The organism is Conexibacter sp. DBS9H8 (genome assembly GCF_023330685.1).
GTDB lineage: Bacteria > Actinomycetota > Thermoleophilia > Solirubrobacterales > Solirubrobacteraceae > Palsa-465.
The window spans coordinates 1,326,780-1,344,131 of record NZ_CP097128.1 but is presented as its reverse complement, the minus strand read 5'-3'; the positions used below and the strand labels follow the sequence as shown (position 1 = coordinate 1,344,131).

The 17,352-nt window shown below is 71.1% G+C and carries 17 protein-coding genes; 5 read left to right on the top strand and 12 right to left on the bottom strand.

The features are described 5' to 3' along the window. Positions 1-54 precede the first annotated feature (54 nt). Genes sufU through M3M55_RS06300 form a run of 4 tightly spaced genes read right to left on the bottom strand, consistent with a single transcriptional unit; the run spans position 55 to position 3,396 of the window. Complete coding sequence (sufU, locus tag M3M55_RS06315; protein ID WP_249011982.1) at positions 55-480, bottom strand: Fe-S cluster assembly sulfur transfer protein SufU; 426 nt, start codon at positions 478-480, stop codon at positions 55-57. 57 nt (positions 481-537) lie between these two features. Next, on the bottom strand, positions 538-1,773 hold the full coding sequence (locus tag M3M55_RS06310; protein WP_249011981.1) for a SufS family cysteine desulfurase: 1,236 nt from the start codon (positions 1,771-1,773) through the stop codon (positions 538-540). After that, positions 1,770-2,558 carry a Fe-S cluster assembly ATPase SufC gene (sufC, locus tag M3M55_RS06305; protein ID WP_249011980.1) on the bottom strand — a complete coding sequence of 263 codons (789 nt, stop codon included), beginning with the start codon at positions 2,556-2,558 and terminating at the stop codon, positions 1,770-1,772. The genes M3M55_RS06310 and sufC overlap by 4 nt, the downstream gene beginning before the upstream one ends. A 34-nt stretch (positions 2,559-2,592) precedes the next feature. After that, positions 2,593-3,396: an Rrf2 family transcriptional regulator gene (locus tag M3M55_RS06300; RefSeq protein ID WP_249011979.1), complete on the bottom strand. Its 804-nt coding sequence runs from the start codon at positions 3,394-3,396 to the stop codon at positions 2,593-2,595. Positions 3,397-3,519: 123 nt separating this feature from the next. Between M3M55_RS06300 and M3M55_RS06295 the strand changes: the two genes are divergently transcribed. Then, positions 3,520-4,719, top strand: a complete 1,200-nt coding sequence (locus M3M55_RS06295; RefSeq protein WP_249011978.1) for a ribonuclease D — start codon at positions 3,520-3,522, stop codon at positions 4,717-4,719. 28 nt (positions 4,720-4,747) lie between these two features. Then, entirely contained in the window at positions 4,748-6,559 is a 1,812-nt protein-coding gene (locus tag M3M55_RS06290) for a M3 family oligoendopeptidase (RefSeq protein WP_249011977.1), read from the top strand. 52 nt (positions 6,560-6,611) lie between these two features. Here the strand turns inward: M3M55_RS06290 and M3M55_RS06285 are convergent, their stop codons facing one another. The 6 genes from M3M55_RS06285 to M3M55_RS06260 form a co-directional block, all read right to left on the bottom strand. Further along, the gene (locus tag M3M55_RS06285) at positions 6,612-6,989 is read right to left on the bottom strand and encodes a hypothetical protein (protein ID WP_249011976.1); all 378 of its coding nucleotides are present in this window, start codon (positions 6,987-6,989) and stop codon (positions 6,612-6,614) included. A gap of 74 nt (positions 6,990-7,063) precedes the next feature. After that, positions 7,064-8,275: an acyl-CoA dehydrogenase family protein gene (locus M3M55_RS06280; RefSeq protein WP_249011975.1), complete on the bottom strand. Its 1,212-nt coding sequence runs from the start codon at positions 8,273-8,275 to the stop codon at positions 7,064-7,066. 69 nt (positions 8,276-8,344) lie between these two features. Next, positions 8,345-9,469 (bottom strand): ABC transporter ATP-binding protein, encoded by a 1,125-nt coding sequence (locus tag M3M55_RS06275; protein ID WP_249011974.1) that lies wholly within the window; start codon positions 9,467-9,469, stop codon positions 8,345-8,347. Further along, on the bottom strand, positions 9,466-10,353 hold the full coding sequence (locus M3M55_RS06270; RefSeq protein WP_249011973.1) for an ABC transporter permease: 888 nt from the start codon (positions 10,351-10,353) through the stop codon (positions 9,466-9,468). The genes M3M55_RS06275 and M3M55_RS06270 overlap by 4 nt, the downstream gene beginning before the upstream one ends. Continuing rightward, positions 10,350-11,171, bottom strand: coding sequence for an ABC transporter permease subunit (locus M3M55_RS06265; RefSeq protein WP_249011972.1), 822 nt, complete (start codon positions 11,169-11,171; stop codon positions 10,350-10,352). Before M3M55_RS06265 ends, M3M55_RS06270 begins: the two co-directional genes overlap by 4 nt. A gap of 161 nt (positions 11,172-11,332) precedes the next feature. Beyond that, complete coding sequence (locus M3M55_RS06260) at positions 11,333-12,523, bottom strand: ABC transporter substrate-binding protein (RefSeq protein ID WP_249011971.1); 1,191 nt, start codon at positions 12,521-12,523, stop codon at positions 11,333-11,335. 205 nt (positions 12,524-12,728) lie between these two features. Here M3M55_RS06260 and M3M55_RS06255 point away from each other — a divergent pair, with 205 nt between their 5' ends. The 3 genes from M3M55_RS06255 to M3M55_RS06245 are packed head-to-tail and all read left to right on the top strand — an operon-like array spanning position 12,729 to position 15,649. Next, positions 12,729-13,415, top strand: a complete 687-nt coding sequence (locus M3M55_RS06255) for a glycerophosphodiester phosphodiesterase (protein ID WP_249011970.1) — start codon at positions 12,729-12,731, stop codon at positions 13,413-13,415. Beyond that, complete coding sequence (locus M3M55_RS06250) at positions 13,399-14,877, top strand: acyl-CoA synthetase (protein WP_249011969.1); 1,479 nt, start codon at positions 13,399-13,401, stop codon at positions 14,875-14,877. The genes M3M55_RS06255 and M3M55_RS06250 overlap by 17 nt, the downstream gene beginning before the upstream one ends. Before the next feature lie 13 nt (positions 14,878-14,890). Next, complete coding sequence (locus M3M55_RS06245) at positions 14,891-15,649, top strand: gamma-glutamyl-gamma-aminobutyrate hydrolase family protein (RefSeq protein WP_249011968.1); 759 nt, start codon at positions 14,891-14,893, stop codon at positions 15,647-15,649. A 48-nt stretch (positions 15,650-15,697) separates the two neighbouring features. Here M3M55_RS06245 and ilvA read toward each other — a convergent pair whose 3' ends face one another. Further along, positions 15,698-16,942, bottom strand: coding sequence for a threonine ammonia-lyase (gene ilvA / locus M3M55_RS06240; protein WP_249011967.1), 1,245 nt, complete (start codon positions 16,940-16,942; stop codon positions 15,698-15,700). 12 nt (positions 16,943-16,954) lie between these two features. Beyond that, positions 16,955-17,350, bottom strand: a complete 396-nt coding sequence (locus M3M55_RS06235; RefSeq protein WP_249011966.1) for a Rid family detoxifying hydrolase — start codon at positions 17,348-17,350, stop codon at positions 16,955-16,957. Positions 17,351-17,352: the final 2 nt, after the last annotated feature.

Below are 17,352 nucleotides of genomic sequence, written 5' to 3'. Positions count from 1 at the left end.
AGAGGACCAGACTGGCTGGCTCCCGACCTGAACCCGAGGCGCGCCCGGGTCGGCTCAGAGACCGCCGGGGGCGCCCCCGGACTCGGGCAGGCCGGCCTCCCAGTCGGCGGACTCGCCGAGTGCGGCGGCTTTGACGACCTTGAGTGAGAGCATCGCGCACTTCATCCGGGTCGCGGAGATGTCGATGCCGAGCAGCTCAAGGATCAGCTCGCGGTCAAGTGCGAGCAGCTCCTGACGGGTCTTGCCGATCAACTCGTCCGAGAGCATCGACGCCGACGCCTGGGAGATCGCACAGCCGTGGCCGTCGAAGGCGACGTCACTGACCCGGCCGTCATCCCCGATGGCGAGCTGGAAGGTCAGCTCATCCCCGCAGAGGGGGTTGAGGTCGTGGGCCTCGAGGTCGGCTCGGTCGAGGCTGCCGTGATGGTGGGGCCGCTTGTAGTGCTCGAGGATGTACTCGCGGTAGAGCTGGTCGTCCATGTCAGTGGTCTCCTCGACGACGGGGGTCGGGCAGGAAGTGGGCGGTGGCCGAGCCGGTCACAGGTCAAGCACCCGTTGGACGGTGTGGATGCCCTCGATCAGGCGGTCGATGTCCGCCGGCCCGTTGTGGACGCCGAAGGACGCCCGGGTCGTCGAGCCCCAGCCGAAGCGGCGCATCAGCGGCTGGGCGCAGTGGTGGCCGGTGCGCACACAGACTCCGTCGCGGCCGAGGATCTCTCCGATGTCGTGCGGGTGGGCGCCCTCGATCCCGAAGGAGACGAGCGCCCCGCGCGCGGCGGGATCGACGCCACCGTGGACGGTGACCCCGTCGATATCGGTGAGGCGCTCGAGCAGTTCGGCGGTGAGCGCGAACTCGTGGGCGCGGATCGCGTCGATCCCGATGCCGGTGACGAAGTCGACGGCTGCCCCAAGTCCGATCGCCTCGGCGATCGGCGCGGTCCCGGCCTCAAACTTGCCGGGAAGCTCCGACCACGTCGAGCTCGCCGTGAACACCTGGCTGATCATGTGCCCGCCGGAGTGAAACGGTGGCATCTCCTCCAGCAGCGCCCGGCGTCCGTGCAGGACCCCGACCCCGGTCGGCCCGTACACCTTGTGCCCGGTCCACGCGTAGAAGTCGGCGTCGATCACGGCCAGGTCGACCGGGATCTGCGGGACCGCCTGGGTGCCGTCGACGACGACGACCGCACCGGCGGCGTGGGCCTGCCGGGCCAGCTCCGCCGCCGGGTTGATCGTGCCCAGGACGTTGGAGACGTGCGTGAAGGCGACGACCTTGGGCTCGCGGTCCAGCAGCGCACCGACCGAGCCGGGGTCCAGTTCCCCCGTGTCGGTGACGGCGATGTAGGCGATCTCCGCTCCCCGCTGGGCGCACACCTGCTGCCAGGGCACGACGTTGGAGTGGTGCTCCATCTCGGTGAGCACGACGAGGTCCCCGGGGCCGAGATTGGCGTGCCCCCACGCCTGGGCGACGAGGTTGAGGGACATCGTCGCGTTCGCGGTGAAGATCGTCTCCTCCGCCTCCCAGTTCAGCCAGGCGGCAATCCGTTCACGCGCGCCCTCATACAGCTCGGTCGCTTCCGTGATCAGGTCATAGACGCCGCGGTGGACCGAGCCGCGATGGTTCGTGTAGTAGTCGACGATCGCGTCGATGACGACCTGCGGGGTCTGGGAGGTCGCGGCACTGTCGAGGTAGACGATCGGACGCCCGTCGACGGTCCGCCTGAGGACCGGGAACTCCTCCGTGACGGCGGCGAGCCTGTCCGGCGCGACGCTCATCCGACGGCCGCGGCCTCGGCGGCGTCGATCGGCTCGGTGATCCAGCCGTACCCCTTCTCCTCGAGCACGCCGACGAGCTCGGGCCCGCCCTCCTTGACGATCCGTCCGCGGTAGAGGATGTGCACGTGGCTGGGCTGGATGAGGTGGAGGATCCGCTGGTAGTGGGTGATGATGAGCAGGCCGAGGCTTGCGCCCTGGGCGGCCGCGACGGTGTTGACGCCCTCTGAGACGGTCCGCAGAGCGTCGATGTCGAGGCCGGAGTCGGTCTCATCGAGGATCGCCAGTGACGGCTTCTGCAGGGCGAGCTGGAGGATCTCCATCCGCTTCTTCTCCCCACCGGAGAAGCCGTCGTTGAGGTAGCGGCGGGAGAACTCCTCCGGCACCTTGGTCAGCGCCATCGCGTCGGTGACGACCTTGCGGAAGTCACGCAGACTGATCGGCTCCTCGCCCCGGGAGGCGCGGTGGGCGTTGAGCACCGTCCGCAGGTACTTGGTGACCGTCACCCCCGGGATCGCGACCGGGTACTGGAAGGCCATGAACAGGCCGAGACGGGAGCGCTCGTCGGTGTCGGCCTCGGTGATGTCCTGGCCGTCGAAGAGGACCTGTCCGTCGGTCACCTCGAGGTTCGGGTGGCCCATGATCACGTTCGCGAGCGTCGACTTGCCCGAGCCGTTGGGACCCATCAGCGCGTGGATCTCGCCGCTGCCGACCTTCAGGTCGACACCGCGCAGGATCACCTTGTCCCCGGCGTTGACGTGGAGGTTGCGGATCTCGAGTTCGGGCATGGGTTCCTTGGGTCGGTGAGGTGTGGGAGAAGGATCAGGCCGCGGCGGGCGCGGGGTCGTGATCGTGGTCGGTGCCGTCGGGGGAGGTCGGATCCTCCGCCGGGGCGGGGCGGCTGTTGAGGACGCGCAGCGGAGTGACGGTCCCCAGACGCCGACCTGAGCCGGTCCGCGGCGGAGCGACAGCTCCACGCCGTCCCGATTGCGCTGCAGCGGGCGCACCGTCGGGCTCGGGAGCGGGCGCCGCCCGCAAGCCGACCGGGAACGGGCCGGACATCTCCCGGCCCGGCGCGTCGGGGTCGGCCGCCGCCGAGCCGGTCGTCGCCCGTTCGGGCGCCCCGGCGGGAGCGGGCGCTGACGCGGTGACCGAGACGAGTCGCCCAGCGGGCTCCGGGTCGGTCTCTGAACGTCGCGAGAACTCGACGAGCTCGGCGAGAGTCGTCGTCTGCAGAGAGCGGACGATCCCACTCTGGACGCGGGTCCAGAGCAGCTTGGTCGCACAGCCGCGGGCGCTCTGGGCGCCGAGATGGGAGCAGACCACGCGCTCCATCTCGTCCCGGACGAAGCACTCCATCGGGGCGATCGTCCCCTCGAGCGCGCCAACGACGTCGAACATCGTGATCTCAGCGGGCTCGCGCGCGAGCCAATACCCGCCGTGCGCACCCCGGGCGCTCATCACCAGACCCGCCTTCTTGAGCCGGGCGACGACCTGCTCGAGGTAGGCGAGCGGAAGCCCCTCGGCGTCGGCGATCGCCTTGAGGCTGGTGGGCTGCTCCGGGGTCTGGCGGCCGAGCTCGACCATCAGGCGCACGCCGTATTCGGCTTTGGAGGAGAAGATCATTCGCCCCTAAATCCTACCACTCAGGTAGGTGTTAGATCGGGTGGCGCCCCGGTACGCGGGCGCCAGCCGTCGCCGGCCGCCGCGGAACCGGCACCCGGTCCGGTACCGTCGCCTCAGCCGATGATGTCTGAACCCTCCCCCGCTGGCGCGCTCGCCACGAGCGCCGACGTCGCCGCCTCGGCCACCCTGGCGGCCCACAGCGGCCGCCTGGGGATCGACACCGAGTTCATGTCCGAGGGCCGCTACCGCGCGCTGCTCTGTCTCACCCAGGTCGCCGTCGAGGACGCTGACAGCCCGACAGGGATCCGGACGATACTCATCGACGGGCTCGACACCGGCGTCGACTGTGCCCCCCTCGCACGGCTGCTGGCCGACCCCGAGATCGAGGTCGTCCTCCACGCCGGACGCCAGGACGTTGCGATCCTCCGCCGCGCCTGGCGGACGGAGATCACCCACATCTTCGACACCCAGATCGCCGCCGGGTTCGCCGGTGAGGCCGCCCAGGCCGGCTACGGGAACCTGCTCGCCGCGGTGCTCGACCTGCGCGTCGCCAAGTCGGCCTCCTACACGCGCTGGGACATCCGCCCGCTCACTGCCGAGCAGCTCGCCTACGCCGCCGATGACGTCGCCCACCTGTTCGGTCTCGCCGACGCGCTGTCGGCCCGCCTGACGGACGCGGGCCGGGAGGAGTGGGCGCGAGAGGAGTGCCGCCGCCTCGAGGGGGTCTCTGACGAGCGCGACCCCGACACCGCCTGGGAGCGCCTGCCGCGGGTGAGCTCACTCGATCCCGGCGCCCGCGCGGTCGCCCGGACGCTGGCGGCCTGGCGGGAACGGACGGCCGCGCAGGAGGACCGTCCGGTCAGCTCGGTCCTCGCCGACCAGACCCTCGTGGAGGTCGCCAAGCGCCACCCGCGCGACCGCGGCGCCCTCGGCCAGATCCGCGGGATGCACCCGTCGGTGATCAAGCGGCGCGGGGATGCCCTCCTCACCGCCGTCGCCGCCGGGCTCGCCGAGGAGCCGATCCCCCGCGAGCCGCGCGGGATCCGCAGCGAGGCGGCCGACGCGCCGCTGATCGCCCTCGCCGAGGCGCTCCTGCGCAGCCGGGCGAGTGAGGCCGGCCTCGCCTACGAGCTGATCGCCTCCCGCGCCGAGCTCGAGCAGATCATCGCCGCCGCCCGCCTCGGCCAGCCCGAACCGGAGGTCCGCACCCTCCAGGGGTGGCGCCGCGCCCTCGTCGGCGCCGACCTCGAGGCGCTGCTGAGCGGCCGGACCGCGCTCGCAGTCGCCGGGCGGCGCCGGCTCGCCCTTCACGACATCGGGTGAGCCGGAAGCGGAGAGGTACCCTGCGGCGATGGCCACCTCCGCTGACGCACTCGCCGACCCCGCCCTGCTCGCCACCGCCTGGGACCTCTCCCCGCTGATCGACGGAGACCCCGCCGGTGGCTTTGACCGCCTGCTCGGCGAGGCCCAGGAGCGGGCCCGGACCTTCGCCGCGGGCTACGCCGGAACGGTCGCGAACCTCGATGCGGACGGGCTCGTCGCGGCGATGACCGAGCTTGCGGCGATCCACGACCTCGCCGGCCGGGCCGCCAGCTTCGCGTCCCTGAACTTCTCCACCGACACGGCCGACGCAGCCCGTGGCGCGCTGCTCGCCCGGATGCAGGAGCAGGTGACCGCGATCGAGACCGCGCTGCTGTTCTTCGACCTCGAATGGGCCGCGCTCGAGGACGCCGACGCCGACGCGCTGCTCACCTCCGCCGGTGACCGGCTCGCCTTCTGTGACCATCACCTGCGGTCGGCCCGGCGCTACCGCACCCACCTCCTCTCCGAGGCCGAGGAGAAGATCCTCGCGGAGAAGGACCTCACCGCCTCCGGCGCGTGGACACGGCTGTTCGGCGAGCTCGTCTCCGCCCTCCGGGTCGACCTCGACGGGGAGCGGCTCGGCTTCGAGCTCGCCCTCTCCCGGCTGCAGGACCCCGACCGCGAGCGTCGCCGCCAAGCCGCAGAGGCGATCACCGAAGCGCTCACCCCCGGCCTGCGCACCCGTGCGTTCATCTTCAACACGCTCATCTTCGACAAGTCCGTCGAGGATCGCCTGCGCCGCTACCCGCACTGGATCGCGAGCCGGAACCTTGCCAATGAGGCCTCAGATGAGTCGGTGGAGGCACTGATCACCGCCGTCACCGGCCGCTACGACATCCCGCAGCGCTGGTACCGGCTCAAGGCGCGCCTGCTCGGGATCCCCAAACTCGCCGACTACGACCGCAGTGCCCCATTGTCAGCCCAGGAGAAGGCCTTCACCTACGCCGAGGCGGTCGAGCTCGTCCGCAGCACCTATGAGGCGTTCTCCCCGGTCGCCGGAGCGGCGGTCGGACGGTTCTTCGACGAGGGCTGGATCGACGCGCCGCTGCGACCGAACAAGCGCAGCGGCGCGTTCTGTGCCTCGACGGTCCCGAGCGTGCACCCCTACGTGCTGCTCAACTACACCGCGACGCGGCGGGACGTGCTGACGATGGCCCACGAGCTCGGGCACGGACTCCACGGCGCGCTCGCCCAGCGTCAGGGGATCTTCCACCAGTCCACCCCGCTCACGCTCGCGGAGACGGCGTCGACCTTCGGTGAGTCGCTCGTGTTCGAGCGACTGCTCGACGCCAGCACCGACGACCGCGACCGGCTCGGCCTGCTCGCCAGCCGGATCGACGACGCGATCGCCACCGTCTTCCGGCAGGTGGCGATGAACCGGTTCGAGGATCTCGTCCACACCCGCCGCCGGGCCGAGGGAGAGCTCGGTGCCGACGACTTCTCCGCCGCGTGGCATGAGACCCAGTCGGCTCTGATGGGCGACAGCCTCGAGATCACCGACGGCTACCGGACCTGGTGGTCCTACATCCCCCACTTCATCAACACCCCCGGCTACGTGTACGCCTACGCCTACGGGCAGCTGCTCGCTCTCTCCGCCTACGGCCGCTACAAGACGGTCGGGGAGGCGTTCGTTCCCGCCTACCTCGACCTGCTCGCCTCCGGCGGCTCGAAGTCCCCGGAGGCCCTCGGGGAGATGATCGGCATCAACCTCGCCGACCCGGGGTTCTGGGACGCCGGGCTCCGGCTCGTCGACGCGCAGCTGTCTGAGGCCGAGCAGCTCGTCAGCACCCTCGGGCTCTGACGCTCCGCCCGCGGCGGCCTCAGTGCCGCTGAACGCACCGGCCGCGGCGGCCTCAGTGCCGCCGGGCGGGGCGCGCGCGGCCGCGCTCCTCCTGCTTCTCCACCACCTGGCGGATCAGCTTGAGGTACTGCTCGATCCCGTGGGCCTTGGCCTCACCGTGACTGAAGGCCTCCCGCCAGTCGGCGACGTGCCCCTTGACCGCGAGCTCGTTGAAGGCGGCACGCTGCACCTCCACGGTCACCTTCGCGTCCTCGGCGATCGCCTTGGTCACCCGTGGGCCGGGGAGCTCGACCCGGTAGAGCTGGGTGTCATGGTGGGCGCGCAACTCGAGCCCGACGACGAGCTTGAGCGGCGCGAGCGCGGGCACCTCCTCGAGAAACCGGTTGACGGCCGTCTCGATCAGGGTCCGGGTGTCCGCGGGAGAGGCCAACGCCGAACCAGTCTAAGGCCCCGGCGCGCCGGGTGTGACCGCCGCGGCGGCCATACCCGACCGTACGTCAGAGCTCAGATCTTGTTCTGCTCCAACAGCTTGCGCCCGATCACCATCCGCTGGATCTCGGAGGTGCCCTCGCCGATCAGCAGCAGCGGCGCGTCCCGGTAGAGGCGCTCGATCTCATACTCCTTGGAGTAGCCGTAGCCGCCGTGGATCCGGAAGCACTCCTCGACGACGAAGCGGCCCGCCTCGGAGGCGAACAGCTTCGCCATCCCGGCCTCGATATCCGAGCGCACCCCGGCGTCCTTCATCAGCGCCGCCTTGCGGGTGAGCAGCCGCGCGGCCTCCACCTGGGTGCCCATGTCCGCGAGCTTGAACTGGATCGCCTGGTGCTGGGCGATCGGCTTGCCGAAGGTCTTGCGCTCCTGGCTGTAGCGGAGCGCGAGCTCGAGCGCCCGCTGGGCGATCCCGACGCCGCGGGCGGCGACGTTGACCCGGCCGAGCTCGAGCGCGTCCATCATCTGGGGGAAGCCCTTGTTGAGACCACCCTCCTCCCCGCCGAGGATGTTCTCGGCCGGGCAGCGGTAGCCGTCGTAGACGAGCTCGGTCGACTCAACGCCCTTGTAGCCCATCTTGCGCAGCTGTGGCGGGACGATCAGGCCCTTGTAGGGGCCTGTGTTCTCATGCGCGCCCGGCTCCTTCTCGGTGATGAAACAGGTCATCCCGCGCTGGGGCTTCTCAGCGGTCGGGTCGGTCCGCACGAGGACGAAGACGAGCGCAGAGCGCAGGCCGTTGGTGACCCACATCTTCTGCCCGTTGATCTCCCAGGTCCCGTCCTCCTGCTTCTTCGCCGTCGCCTTGATCGCCGCGACGTCGGAGCCGAGCTCGGGCTCAGACAGGGAGAAGGCGGCCCGCATCTCCCCGGTCGCCATCTTCGGCAGGTACTTCTGCTTCTGCTCCTCGGTCCCGAACTTCATCAGCAGGTACGAGCCGATGAAGTGCGTGTTGACGACCCCGGAGATCGAGATCCAGCCGCGGGACAGCTCCTCGACGATCATCGTGTAGGTCGTCAGGTCGAGACCCATTCCGCCGTACTCCTCGGGGATCGTCACCCCGAAGAGTCCGAGCTCCTTCATCTGCTCGACGATCGGCTCCGGGAACGCGTCCTCATGGTCGTAGTGCTCGGCGTTCGGGATGATCTGCTCATCCGCGAACTGGCGGACCATGTCCGTGATCGCCTTCTGCTCGTCCGTCTTGTCGCTGAACGGTGTGACAACGGCCATGGCTGCTCCGATCCTGGGCTCGACCCCGTGCGCGGGGTCACTCAATCTTCTGAGGGGATGTGCCCTCTCCTAGGCCGCCGACGGTATCGCAACGCTCGCGACGGAGTCGGCGGACGGGGCGCTCGGCGCCGTGACGGTGACCCGGTCGGCGAGGACGCGCAGGCCAACGCGAGCGCCAACCCCGAGCCGGTCCGAGCTCGAGGACGTCTCGACGATCACCGCGGTGTCCGGCTCGAGGGCGACGCGCAGGCGCAGCGCCGAGCCGAGGAAGGTGCGCTCGACGATCTCCCCGGGGCCGGCGACGTCGAGAACCGCCTCGAGCGCTTCGGGGCGCAGCATCGCGTCAACGAGCGTCCCCGGGGCCGGGTGCTGTCCGGTGGCCGCCTGGTAGGGCACCCGCTGGCCGAGCAGAAGCACCTCACCGCGATCCCCGACGCGGCCGCGGATGCGGTTCATCGCCCCGACGAACTCGGCGACGAACGGGGTCGCCGGGTGCCGGTAGACGTTCTCGGGCGTGTCGAACTGTTCGATTCGCCCCGCGTTCAACACCCCGATCCGGTCGGCCATCGACAGCGCCTCGGACTGGTCGTGGGTGACGAACAGCGTGGTGATCCCGAGCCGCTGCTGGAGGCTTCGGATCTCCCCTCGCAGCTGGGTGCGGACACGCGCGTCAAGGGCCGACAGCGGCTCGTCGAGCAACAGCACCTTCGGTTCGATCGCCAGCGCCCGGGCGATCGCGACCCGCTGCTGCTGGCCGCCGGAGAGCTCGAACGGGTAGCGCCCGCCGTGACCCTCGAGTCCGACGAGGGCGAGCAGCTCCTGGGCGCGGCGGACCCGCTCGGCCTTGGCGAGGCGCCGGATCCGCAGGCCGAAGGTGACGTTGTCGGCGACGGTGAGGTTGGGGAACAGGCTGTAGGCCTGGAACACCATGCCCATGTCCCGGCGGTGAGCAGGGACGGTCGTCACATCGGCCCCGTCGACGCTGATCGTGCCGGCGTCCGGCCGGTCAAAGCCGCCGAGCAGCCGCAGCGCCGTCGTCTTGCCACAGCCCGACGGGCCGAGCAGGGCGACGAACTCGCCCGGCTCGATCGCCAGGTCGAGCCCGGCGAGGGCGGTGCTGTCCCGGTAGTGGCGCTCGACGCCGTGGAACTGGACGGAGACACCGCGGATGGCGACGGTGAGATCGGGACTCATGAGATCACTCCGGAGGTTCGGTGCCCGCGCCGGCGCGCGAGGAAGGTGAGGACGAACAGCAACAGGAAGGTGAAGAGAAAGGACAGCAGGGTCATCGCCACCGACACGCCGGGAGCGTTGTCCTGGTTGGCGAACTGGATCATCTCCACTGGGAAGGTGTTGGTGGGGAGGTTGAGCAGGTCGGCGAGGACGACCTCCCCGAGACACAGGGCGATGGTGAGGAACATCCCGCCGAGCACCGCGGTCTGCACATTCGGGAGGATCACCCGGTAGATCGTCGTCCACCAGCCGGCGCCGAGGTTGCGCGAGGCGTCGACCAGCGTGTGCAGATCGATCGCGCGCACCCCGGTGTCGATCGACCGGTACATCAGCGGCAGGCTGAAGATGAGGTAGAAGGGCGCGAGCGCGGTGATCGTGTGGTTGAACAGGAGGGTGACGAGCCACAGCGGCGCGGTCTCGCGCATCTGGTCGAGCCCGGCGACGATCACGATCGGCGGCACGACGATCGGCAGGATCGTCAGCGCCTCCATCCAGATCGTCAGCCGTGGCAGCTTCAGCCGCACGAGCACGACGGTCGGCAGCATCAACAGGACGGAGGCGGCGGCGACGATCCCGGCGATCTCGAGCGACAGCAGCGCGGAGGCGCGCACGTCCGCGCTGTTGAAGATCGCCGAGTAGTTGGAGAGGTCGTACTTCCCGCTCGCGGAGATGAGGCTGAACTTGATGCTCGAGAGGAGGATGATCAGGTAGAGGCCGGCGACGATGACCATGATCGACACCCGCCACAGGGCGGGTCGGCGCCGGGGCCGGAAGGGCCCGCGGCTGCGCGGCAGCTGGGCGGTGACCTCGGCGACCTGGGCCTCGATCCCTTCGACGGCGCTCATCGCAGCCACCGTCCGGCGCGGCGCTGGACGAACCAGTAGAGGACCATCACGACGGCGACGATGAGGATCATCTCGGCCCCGAGCGCCTCGCCGACGTTCGTCTGCCCGACGATCACGTTGTTGGACAGCGCGAGGTTGATCTGGGTCGGGACGATGTCGATCGTCCCGCCGTCGAGGGCGAGCGCGGTCGCGTAGGCGGAGAAGGCGCTGCCGAACAGCAGCAGCGTCGCAGCGATCACCGACGGGGCGAGCACGGGCGCGGCGACCCGGCGCAGGTACTGGGCGCGGGTCGCGCCGAGGTTGCGCGCCGCCTCCTCCCACTCGGGGCGCAGGCCCTCCAGCGCCGGGGTGACGAAGATGACCATCAGCGGAATCTGGAAGTAGAAGTAGGTGAGCCCGACCCCGAGGATCGAGGCGGTCGAGAACGTATTGGTGAGGTTGACGTGGAAGAGGCTGTTGATCAGCACCGTGACGGTGCCGAGAGTTCCGTAGGAGGCGATCACCGCGAAGGCGAGCGGGGCACCCGCGAAGTAGGCGAGCACCCCGGAGGCGCTCGCGACGATCCGGCGGAGCAGACCGTCGGGGTTGCCCGCCACGATCGCCGCGGCGAACCACAGCCCGAGGATCGCCGGGCCGATCGAGGTCCACAGCGCGAGCACGGCGTCGTTACGCAGGGCGCGCAGGTACTGGGCGTGGGAGAAGACGGCGGAGAAGTTCGCGAGCGTGAACCCCCCCGTGTTGGTGCTGAACGCCCCGTGGATGACGTAGTAGAGGGGGACGCCGAGGAACGCGACGACGATCACCGCGAAGGGGAGCATCCCGAGCCACGGCAGCGCCGCCCGCGCCCCGGCCCGCCTCCCCCGGCGGGGAGCGGCCCCGACCGGCGCCCCGCCCCCGGGACGCCCGCGACGCCGACCGGCCCCGCGGCGCGAGGCCGCGGGACCGGGGACGACGACGTTGTCCTGGGTGGTGGAGATGGCTACGCGCTCCAGCCGGCGGCGATGACCTTGCCGGCGTTGGTCTCCTCGGCGATCGTCGGGTACTGGGCGACGTTGTGGATCGGAGGCAGCTTCGCGTAGGCGGCCTTGTCCACCGTGCCGTTCTTGACGAGCGCGGCGAGCTCGACCGGCCGCGCGTACCCCTTGAGGAAGTTGTTCTGACCCTGGTTCGAGTAGAGGAACTCCTCCCACAGCCGCGCGGCGGCGGGGTCCGGGGCGGTCTTGGAGATCGCCTGGGCGTAGTACTCGGCGAACGCCGGGCCGTTGGGGACGTTGACGACCCACCTGGAGCCCTTGGGCAGCCCCCACGCGCCGGCGACGTTGAGGAAATCCCAGTTGATGATGATCGGGCACTGGCCCGCCTCGATCAGGGACGCCGCGTCGCAGTCGGTGGCGTTGAAGTTGCCGTTCGCCTTCAGCTTGTTGAAGAACGCGAGCCCCGGCTTGACGTTCGCGAAGCTGCCGCCGTTGTTGAGCGCCGCGGCCTGGACCGCGCCGGTCGCGGCGCCGGCCTGACCGGGAACGCCGTTGAGGGCGACCGCCTTGTGGTACTTGGAGCTGGTGAGCTGTGACCAGGTGGTCGGGCAGCTCGACACGACCTTCAGATCACAGCCGAAAGAGACGTATCCGCCGTAGTCGTTGTACCAGTTGCCGTTGGGGTCCTTGTTGGCGGCCGGGATCATGTTCCAGGACTGGACCTTGTAGGGCGCGAACAGGTTCGCGTCCTGGACGGCGAAGCTCTCACCGACGTCGACGACGTCGGGCGCGGTGGAGCTGCCCCGTCCGCTCTCGATCGCCTGGATCTCCTGGGCGGAGGAGCCACTCGGAATCGCGTCGTGGATCTTGATCCCGTACATCTGGCTGAACTCCTTCATCTGGGTCCCGTAGTTGGCCCAGTTGGCGGGGAGGGTGATGACGTTGAGCTTGCCCTCCTTCTTGGCCGCCGCGACGAGGGCGGCCATCCCGCCACCCTGGGCGGCGCTCGTGGCGGTCGCCCAGTTGACGCTCGTGCCGCCGCTGGCGGTCTTGGCGGAGCTTCCGGCTGAGGAACTGGTGCTCGAGCCGCAGGCGGCGATGCTCGCGGCGCCGATCAGCGCCGCAGCACCGACGGCGAGAGCCCGACGCCGGGTGCCCGCGGGCCCGGTCCGGCCGCAGCGAATCTCAGTGGTCAAGGTTTCCTCCTCCAGGAAGAAATGGGGTGCGATTCAGTGGGGGTGAAGCGGCAGTGAGGGTCACCTCACACCACGACGGCCGTCACGCTAGAGCTGACACTCGGCGGTCTTGTTACCCGGCTGTGACAAGAATGTGACCACCGTGTGACTGGTGTCGACCCGGGTCGCGGCGGCGACCGGCGCTACCCCTAGAGTGGCCCCGTCCATGCTCGCGATCATCGCCCACCGCGGCCGCCACGACCACCACCCCGAGAACACCCTCGCCGCCTTCAGCGCCGCCGCCGAGGCCGGCGCGACGATGGTCGAGTGTGACCTGCGCCGCACCCAGGACGGGGCGCTCGCGATCTTCCACGACCCCGAGATCGACCGGCGGCCGCTGGCGAACCTCACGCTCGCGGAGCTGCGTGACCGCTCAGGGATCGCCGTCCCGACCCTCGAGGAGCTCCTCGACTGGGCCTCCGCCGCCGGAGTCGGGATCGACCTCGAGCTCAAGGAGGACGGCTACGTCGACACGGTCACCGACGCCCTCACCGGCTTCCCCGGGCCGCTGTGGCTCACCTCCTTCCTCGACCCGGTCCTCGCCCAGCTTGCCGAGCGCCTCCCCGACGTCGAGCGGGGCCTGCTGCTCAGTCTCACCGCGCGGGCCGCCGCCGCACGCGTCCGCGACTGCGGCGCCCACGGCGCGGTGATCGAGGTCGGGCTGCTCAGCGCCGGCGTCCTCGACGAGCTCGTTGGGGCCGGGCTGCGCGCGGCCGCCTGGGACTTCCTGCCCGAGCGCCGCGGCCACGCCGAATGGCTGGCCGACCCGCGCCTGCACGCCGTCATCACCGACGACGTGCCCGGGACCCGCGCCGCGCTGGCACACTTCCCCAAAGATGAACTTCGCCGCTGATGTCGTCGACCGCTTTCCGTCCGACCGCCCGGCGCTGATCGAGCGCGCGCGGGACGGGAGCCGCCGGGAGTGGAGCTTCGGGGAGGTACGCAGCGCCTCCCTCGCCCTCACCGATCGTCTGCGCCGAGCCGGAGTCCAGCGCGGAGACGTCGTCATGACCCTGGTCGGCAACCGGCCCGAGTGGGTGATCGCGATGGTCGCCTGCTTCCGCGCCGGCTGGGTCGCCCTCCCCTGCAACGAGCAGCTGCGCCCCGGTGACCTGGCCGCCCGGCTCGCCGCCGCGCGCCCACGCGCGATCGTCGTCGACGCGCGCAACCTCGACACCCTCACCGCCGCCCGTCCGGACGCCGGCACCGAGATCGTCGTCATCCCGGACCCCGGCCTGTCGGGGACCGGTGTCGGTGATGCCGGCTCACAGGCCGGCATCACCGAGGTCGCGCCGGTGGCCCTCGCGGCGACCGACCCGTGCCTGATCACCTTCACCTCCGGCACGACCGGGTCGGCCAAGGGCGTCATCCACGGCCAGCGCTACCTCACCGGACAGGCTCTGCAGGCCGAGCACTGGCTCGCTCCCGAGCCGGGCGACGTCGTCTGGTGCACGGCCGCTTCGGGCTGGTCCAAGTCGGCCCGCAACGTGTTCATCGCCCCATGGCTGCGGGGCGCGGTCGCGCTGCTGCACGATGAGCGCTTCGATCCGGCCCAGCGGCTCGAACTGCTCGCCGCCGAGCGGGTCAACGTGCTCTGCATGGCCCCGACCGAGTACCGGGTGATGGCCAAGCGGATCGACCTGCGTGCGCTGCCGGCCCTGCGCGGGATGGTCGCCGCCGGGGAGGCGCTCAACGGCGAGGTCCTGCGCGCCTGGCGGGAGGCGGTCGGACTCGACATCCGCGACGGGTACGGCCAGACCGAGACCGGGCAGCTGACGGCCAACCCGGCCGGTGTCCCCGCCCGCGAGGGGTCGATGGGCCGGGCCCTTCCCGGGGTGGCGCTTGCGATTCGCGACGGCGAGCTCGTGCTCGAGGACCCCCGCAGCGATCCAACCTTCTTCGTCGGCTACCTCGGCGGCGAGCCCGCCCCCGAGGCGGAGCCGTGGCGGACCGGGGACCGGGTGCGGATCGAGGCGGACGGCTACCTGTTCTTCGAGGGCCGCTCCGACGACGTGATCATCTCCGCCGGGTACCGGATCGGCCCCTTTGAAGTCGAGTCCGCGCTCGTCGCGCACGCGGCGGTGGCCGAAGCGGCTGCGGTCGCCGCCGCGGATGAGGAGCGCGGGGCGGTCGTGCGGGCGGTCGTCGTACTCGCCGACGGGTATGCCCCGTCAGACGCGCTCGCCCGTGAGCTGCAGGAGTGGGTCAAGTCCGAGACCGCGCCGTACAAGTACCCGCGGATCGTCGACTTCGTCCCCGACCTGCCCAAGACCGCGAGCGGCAAGGTGCAGCGCGCCGCACTGAGAAAGAACTAAACTCCGATCGCACATGCAAGATTTAGTGCCGGTGATCGGAATCCCCGCCGCCCATGAGCCGGCACGCTTCGGTGCCTGGGAGCAGCCGGCAGCACTGTTGCCGTTCTCCTACGTCGAAGCCGTCCAGCGGGCCGGGGCGATCGCGCTGTTGATCCCCCCGGACCCGGCGCTCGTGACCGACCCAAGCCAGATCATCGCCCGCCTCGACGGGCTGCTGCTCGCCGGCGGAGCCGACATCGACCCGTCCTACTACGGGGAGAGCACCGGGCCGAGTACCGGGCCGGTGTTCCCCGACCGCGACGCGACCGAACTCGCCCTGACCCGCGCCGCGCTCGCGGCCGGGCTGCCGATCCTCGGGGTCTGCCGGGGCCTGCAGATCCTCAACGTCGCCCGCGGCGGCAGCCTGATCCAGCATCTTCCCGACGTCGACGGGGTCGGCGAGCAGCACCGCCGGCACATCGGGACCTTCGTCGGCAACGAGCATGAGGTCGCCCTTGTCCCCGGCTCCCTTGCCGCGCGGGTGGCGGGTGAGACCATCCACTCGACTCTGTCGCACCACCATCAGGCGGTCGGGCGGGTCGCCGACGGCCTCATGATCTCCGGGACCGCTGCTGACGGGGTGATTGAGGCGATCGAGGACCCCGCCAGCGACTACTGCCTCGGCGTGCAGTGGCATCCCGAGGCTGACGGGGACAGTCCGATCATCGCGACGCTCGTGGAGAGTGCGCGGCGACGCCTGCGCGGCCGCGGCGGGCGGGTCGCCGCCGCCTGAGACGTGGGCGGCGCGCTGGCCTGGGCCTGGGCCTGGGCCGGGTAGGGTTCAGCGATAGCCGGCGGCCGCGAGCGCGGCGGTGACCGTCGCGGCGTGCTCGGGCCCGCGGGTCTCGAGCACGAGCGCGACCACGGTCTCACGTACGTGCAGGTCGAGCCCCTCCCGGATGTGGCGGACGTCGAGCAGGTTCGCGCCCGTGCCCGCAACCGTCCCGAGCAGGCCGGCGAGCGCGCCCGGCCGGTCCGGTAGGTGGGCCTCGAGCACGAGCCGGCGGCCGGCCTGGGTCTCGTGCCGGCGGGTGATCTGGGCGAGCAGGCCAGCGTCGACGTTACCTCCCGACAGCACGAGCGCCGTCGCGCCCGACCGCGGCGGCAGCCGACCGTCGAGCGCGGCGGCGACCCCGACCGCCCCGGCTCCCTCCACGACGAGCTTGGCCCGTTCGAGCAGGAGCACCATCGCCTCGGCGACCTGATCCTCGCCGACCACGAGGACCTCGTCCACCCAGCGCTGGATCAGCGCGAGCGTCCGTTCCCCCGGACGTTTGACGGCGATACCGTCGGCGATCGTGCTCTGGGGCGCGGTGACGGGTACGGGCACGCCCGCGGCCAACGACGGTCCAACCGCCGCACACGCCTCCACCTGGACGCCGACGATCTCCACCCCGGGCCGCTGGGAACGGATCGCCACCGCGATCCCGGAGATGAGGCCGCCTCCGCCGATCGGGACGACGACCCGGGCGAGGTCGGGGACCTGCTCGAGCAGCTCGAGCCCGACCCCACCCTGGCCGGAGATGACGTCAGGGTCGTCAAAGGGGTGGATGAAGGCCATCTCCGCCGCGTCCGCCCGGGCCTGGGCGGCGGCGACAGCGTCATCCACGCTCGCCCCCCCGAGCCGGACGGTCGCCCCGAGCGCGGTCGCCGCCTCCGTCTTGGCGATCGGCGCCCCGTCGGGCATGAACACCTCACAGGGGATGCCGCGGGCGCGGGCGGCGTAGGCGACCGCCTGGGCGTGGTTGCCGGCGCTCCCGCACACGACGCCGCGCGGGGGCTGGCCACTCCGTTCCAGCGCGGCGATCTTGGCGAGCGCACCCCGCAGCTTGAACGAGCCGGTGCGCTGGAGGTTCTCCGCCTTGAGCACGACCGTCGTCCCCGCCGCCTCGGAGATCGTGCGGGTGCTGAGGACGGGGGTGACGCGGGCGACCTCAGCGGCGACGGCGGCCGCCGCGCGCACGTCCGCAAGGGTGGGAGACCGCTCCGCGGGGGTCCCGTCCGGGGTGGCGGCCTCGGGGCTCATCACCGCCGCCGGCTAGGCGCCGACGGTGAAGATGCCGTCGATCTCGACCTGGGCGCCACGCGGGAGGGCGGCGACACCGACGGCTACGCGGGCCGGCGGCTCGGTGTCGGAGAAGAAACTCGCGTACACCTCATTGACCTCGGAGAAGGAGGACAGGTCGGTCATGTAGACGGTGAGCTTGACCGCGTCAGCGAGCCGGGCACCGCCGGCCTCGGCGACGGCGGACAGATTCGTGAGGCACTGGCGGGCCTGCTCGGCGGGCGTCGCGCCGACGATCTCCCCGCTCGCGGGGTCGAGCGGGATCTGGCCGGAGGCGAACAGCAGTGTTCCACTGGCGGCGACCGCGTGGACGTAGGGCCCGACCGCCGCGGGGGCGGCGTCGGCGTGAACGGCTTGGCGGGAACTCATGA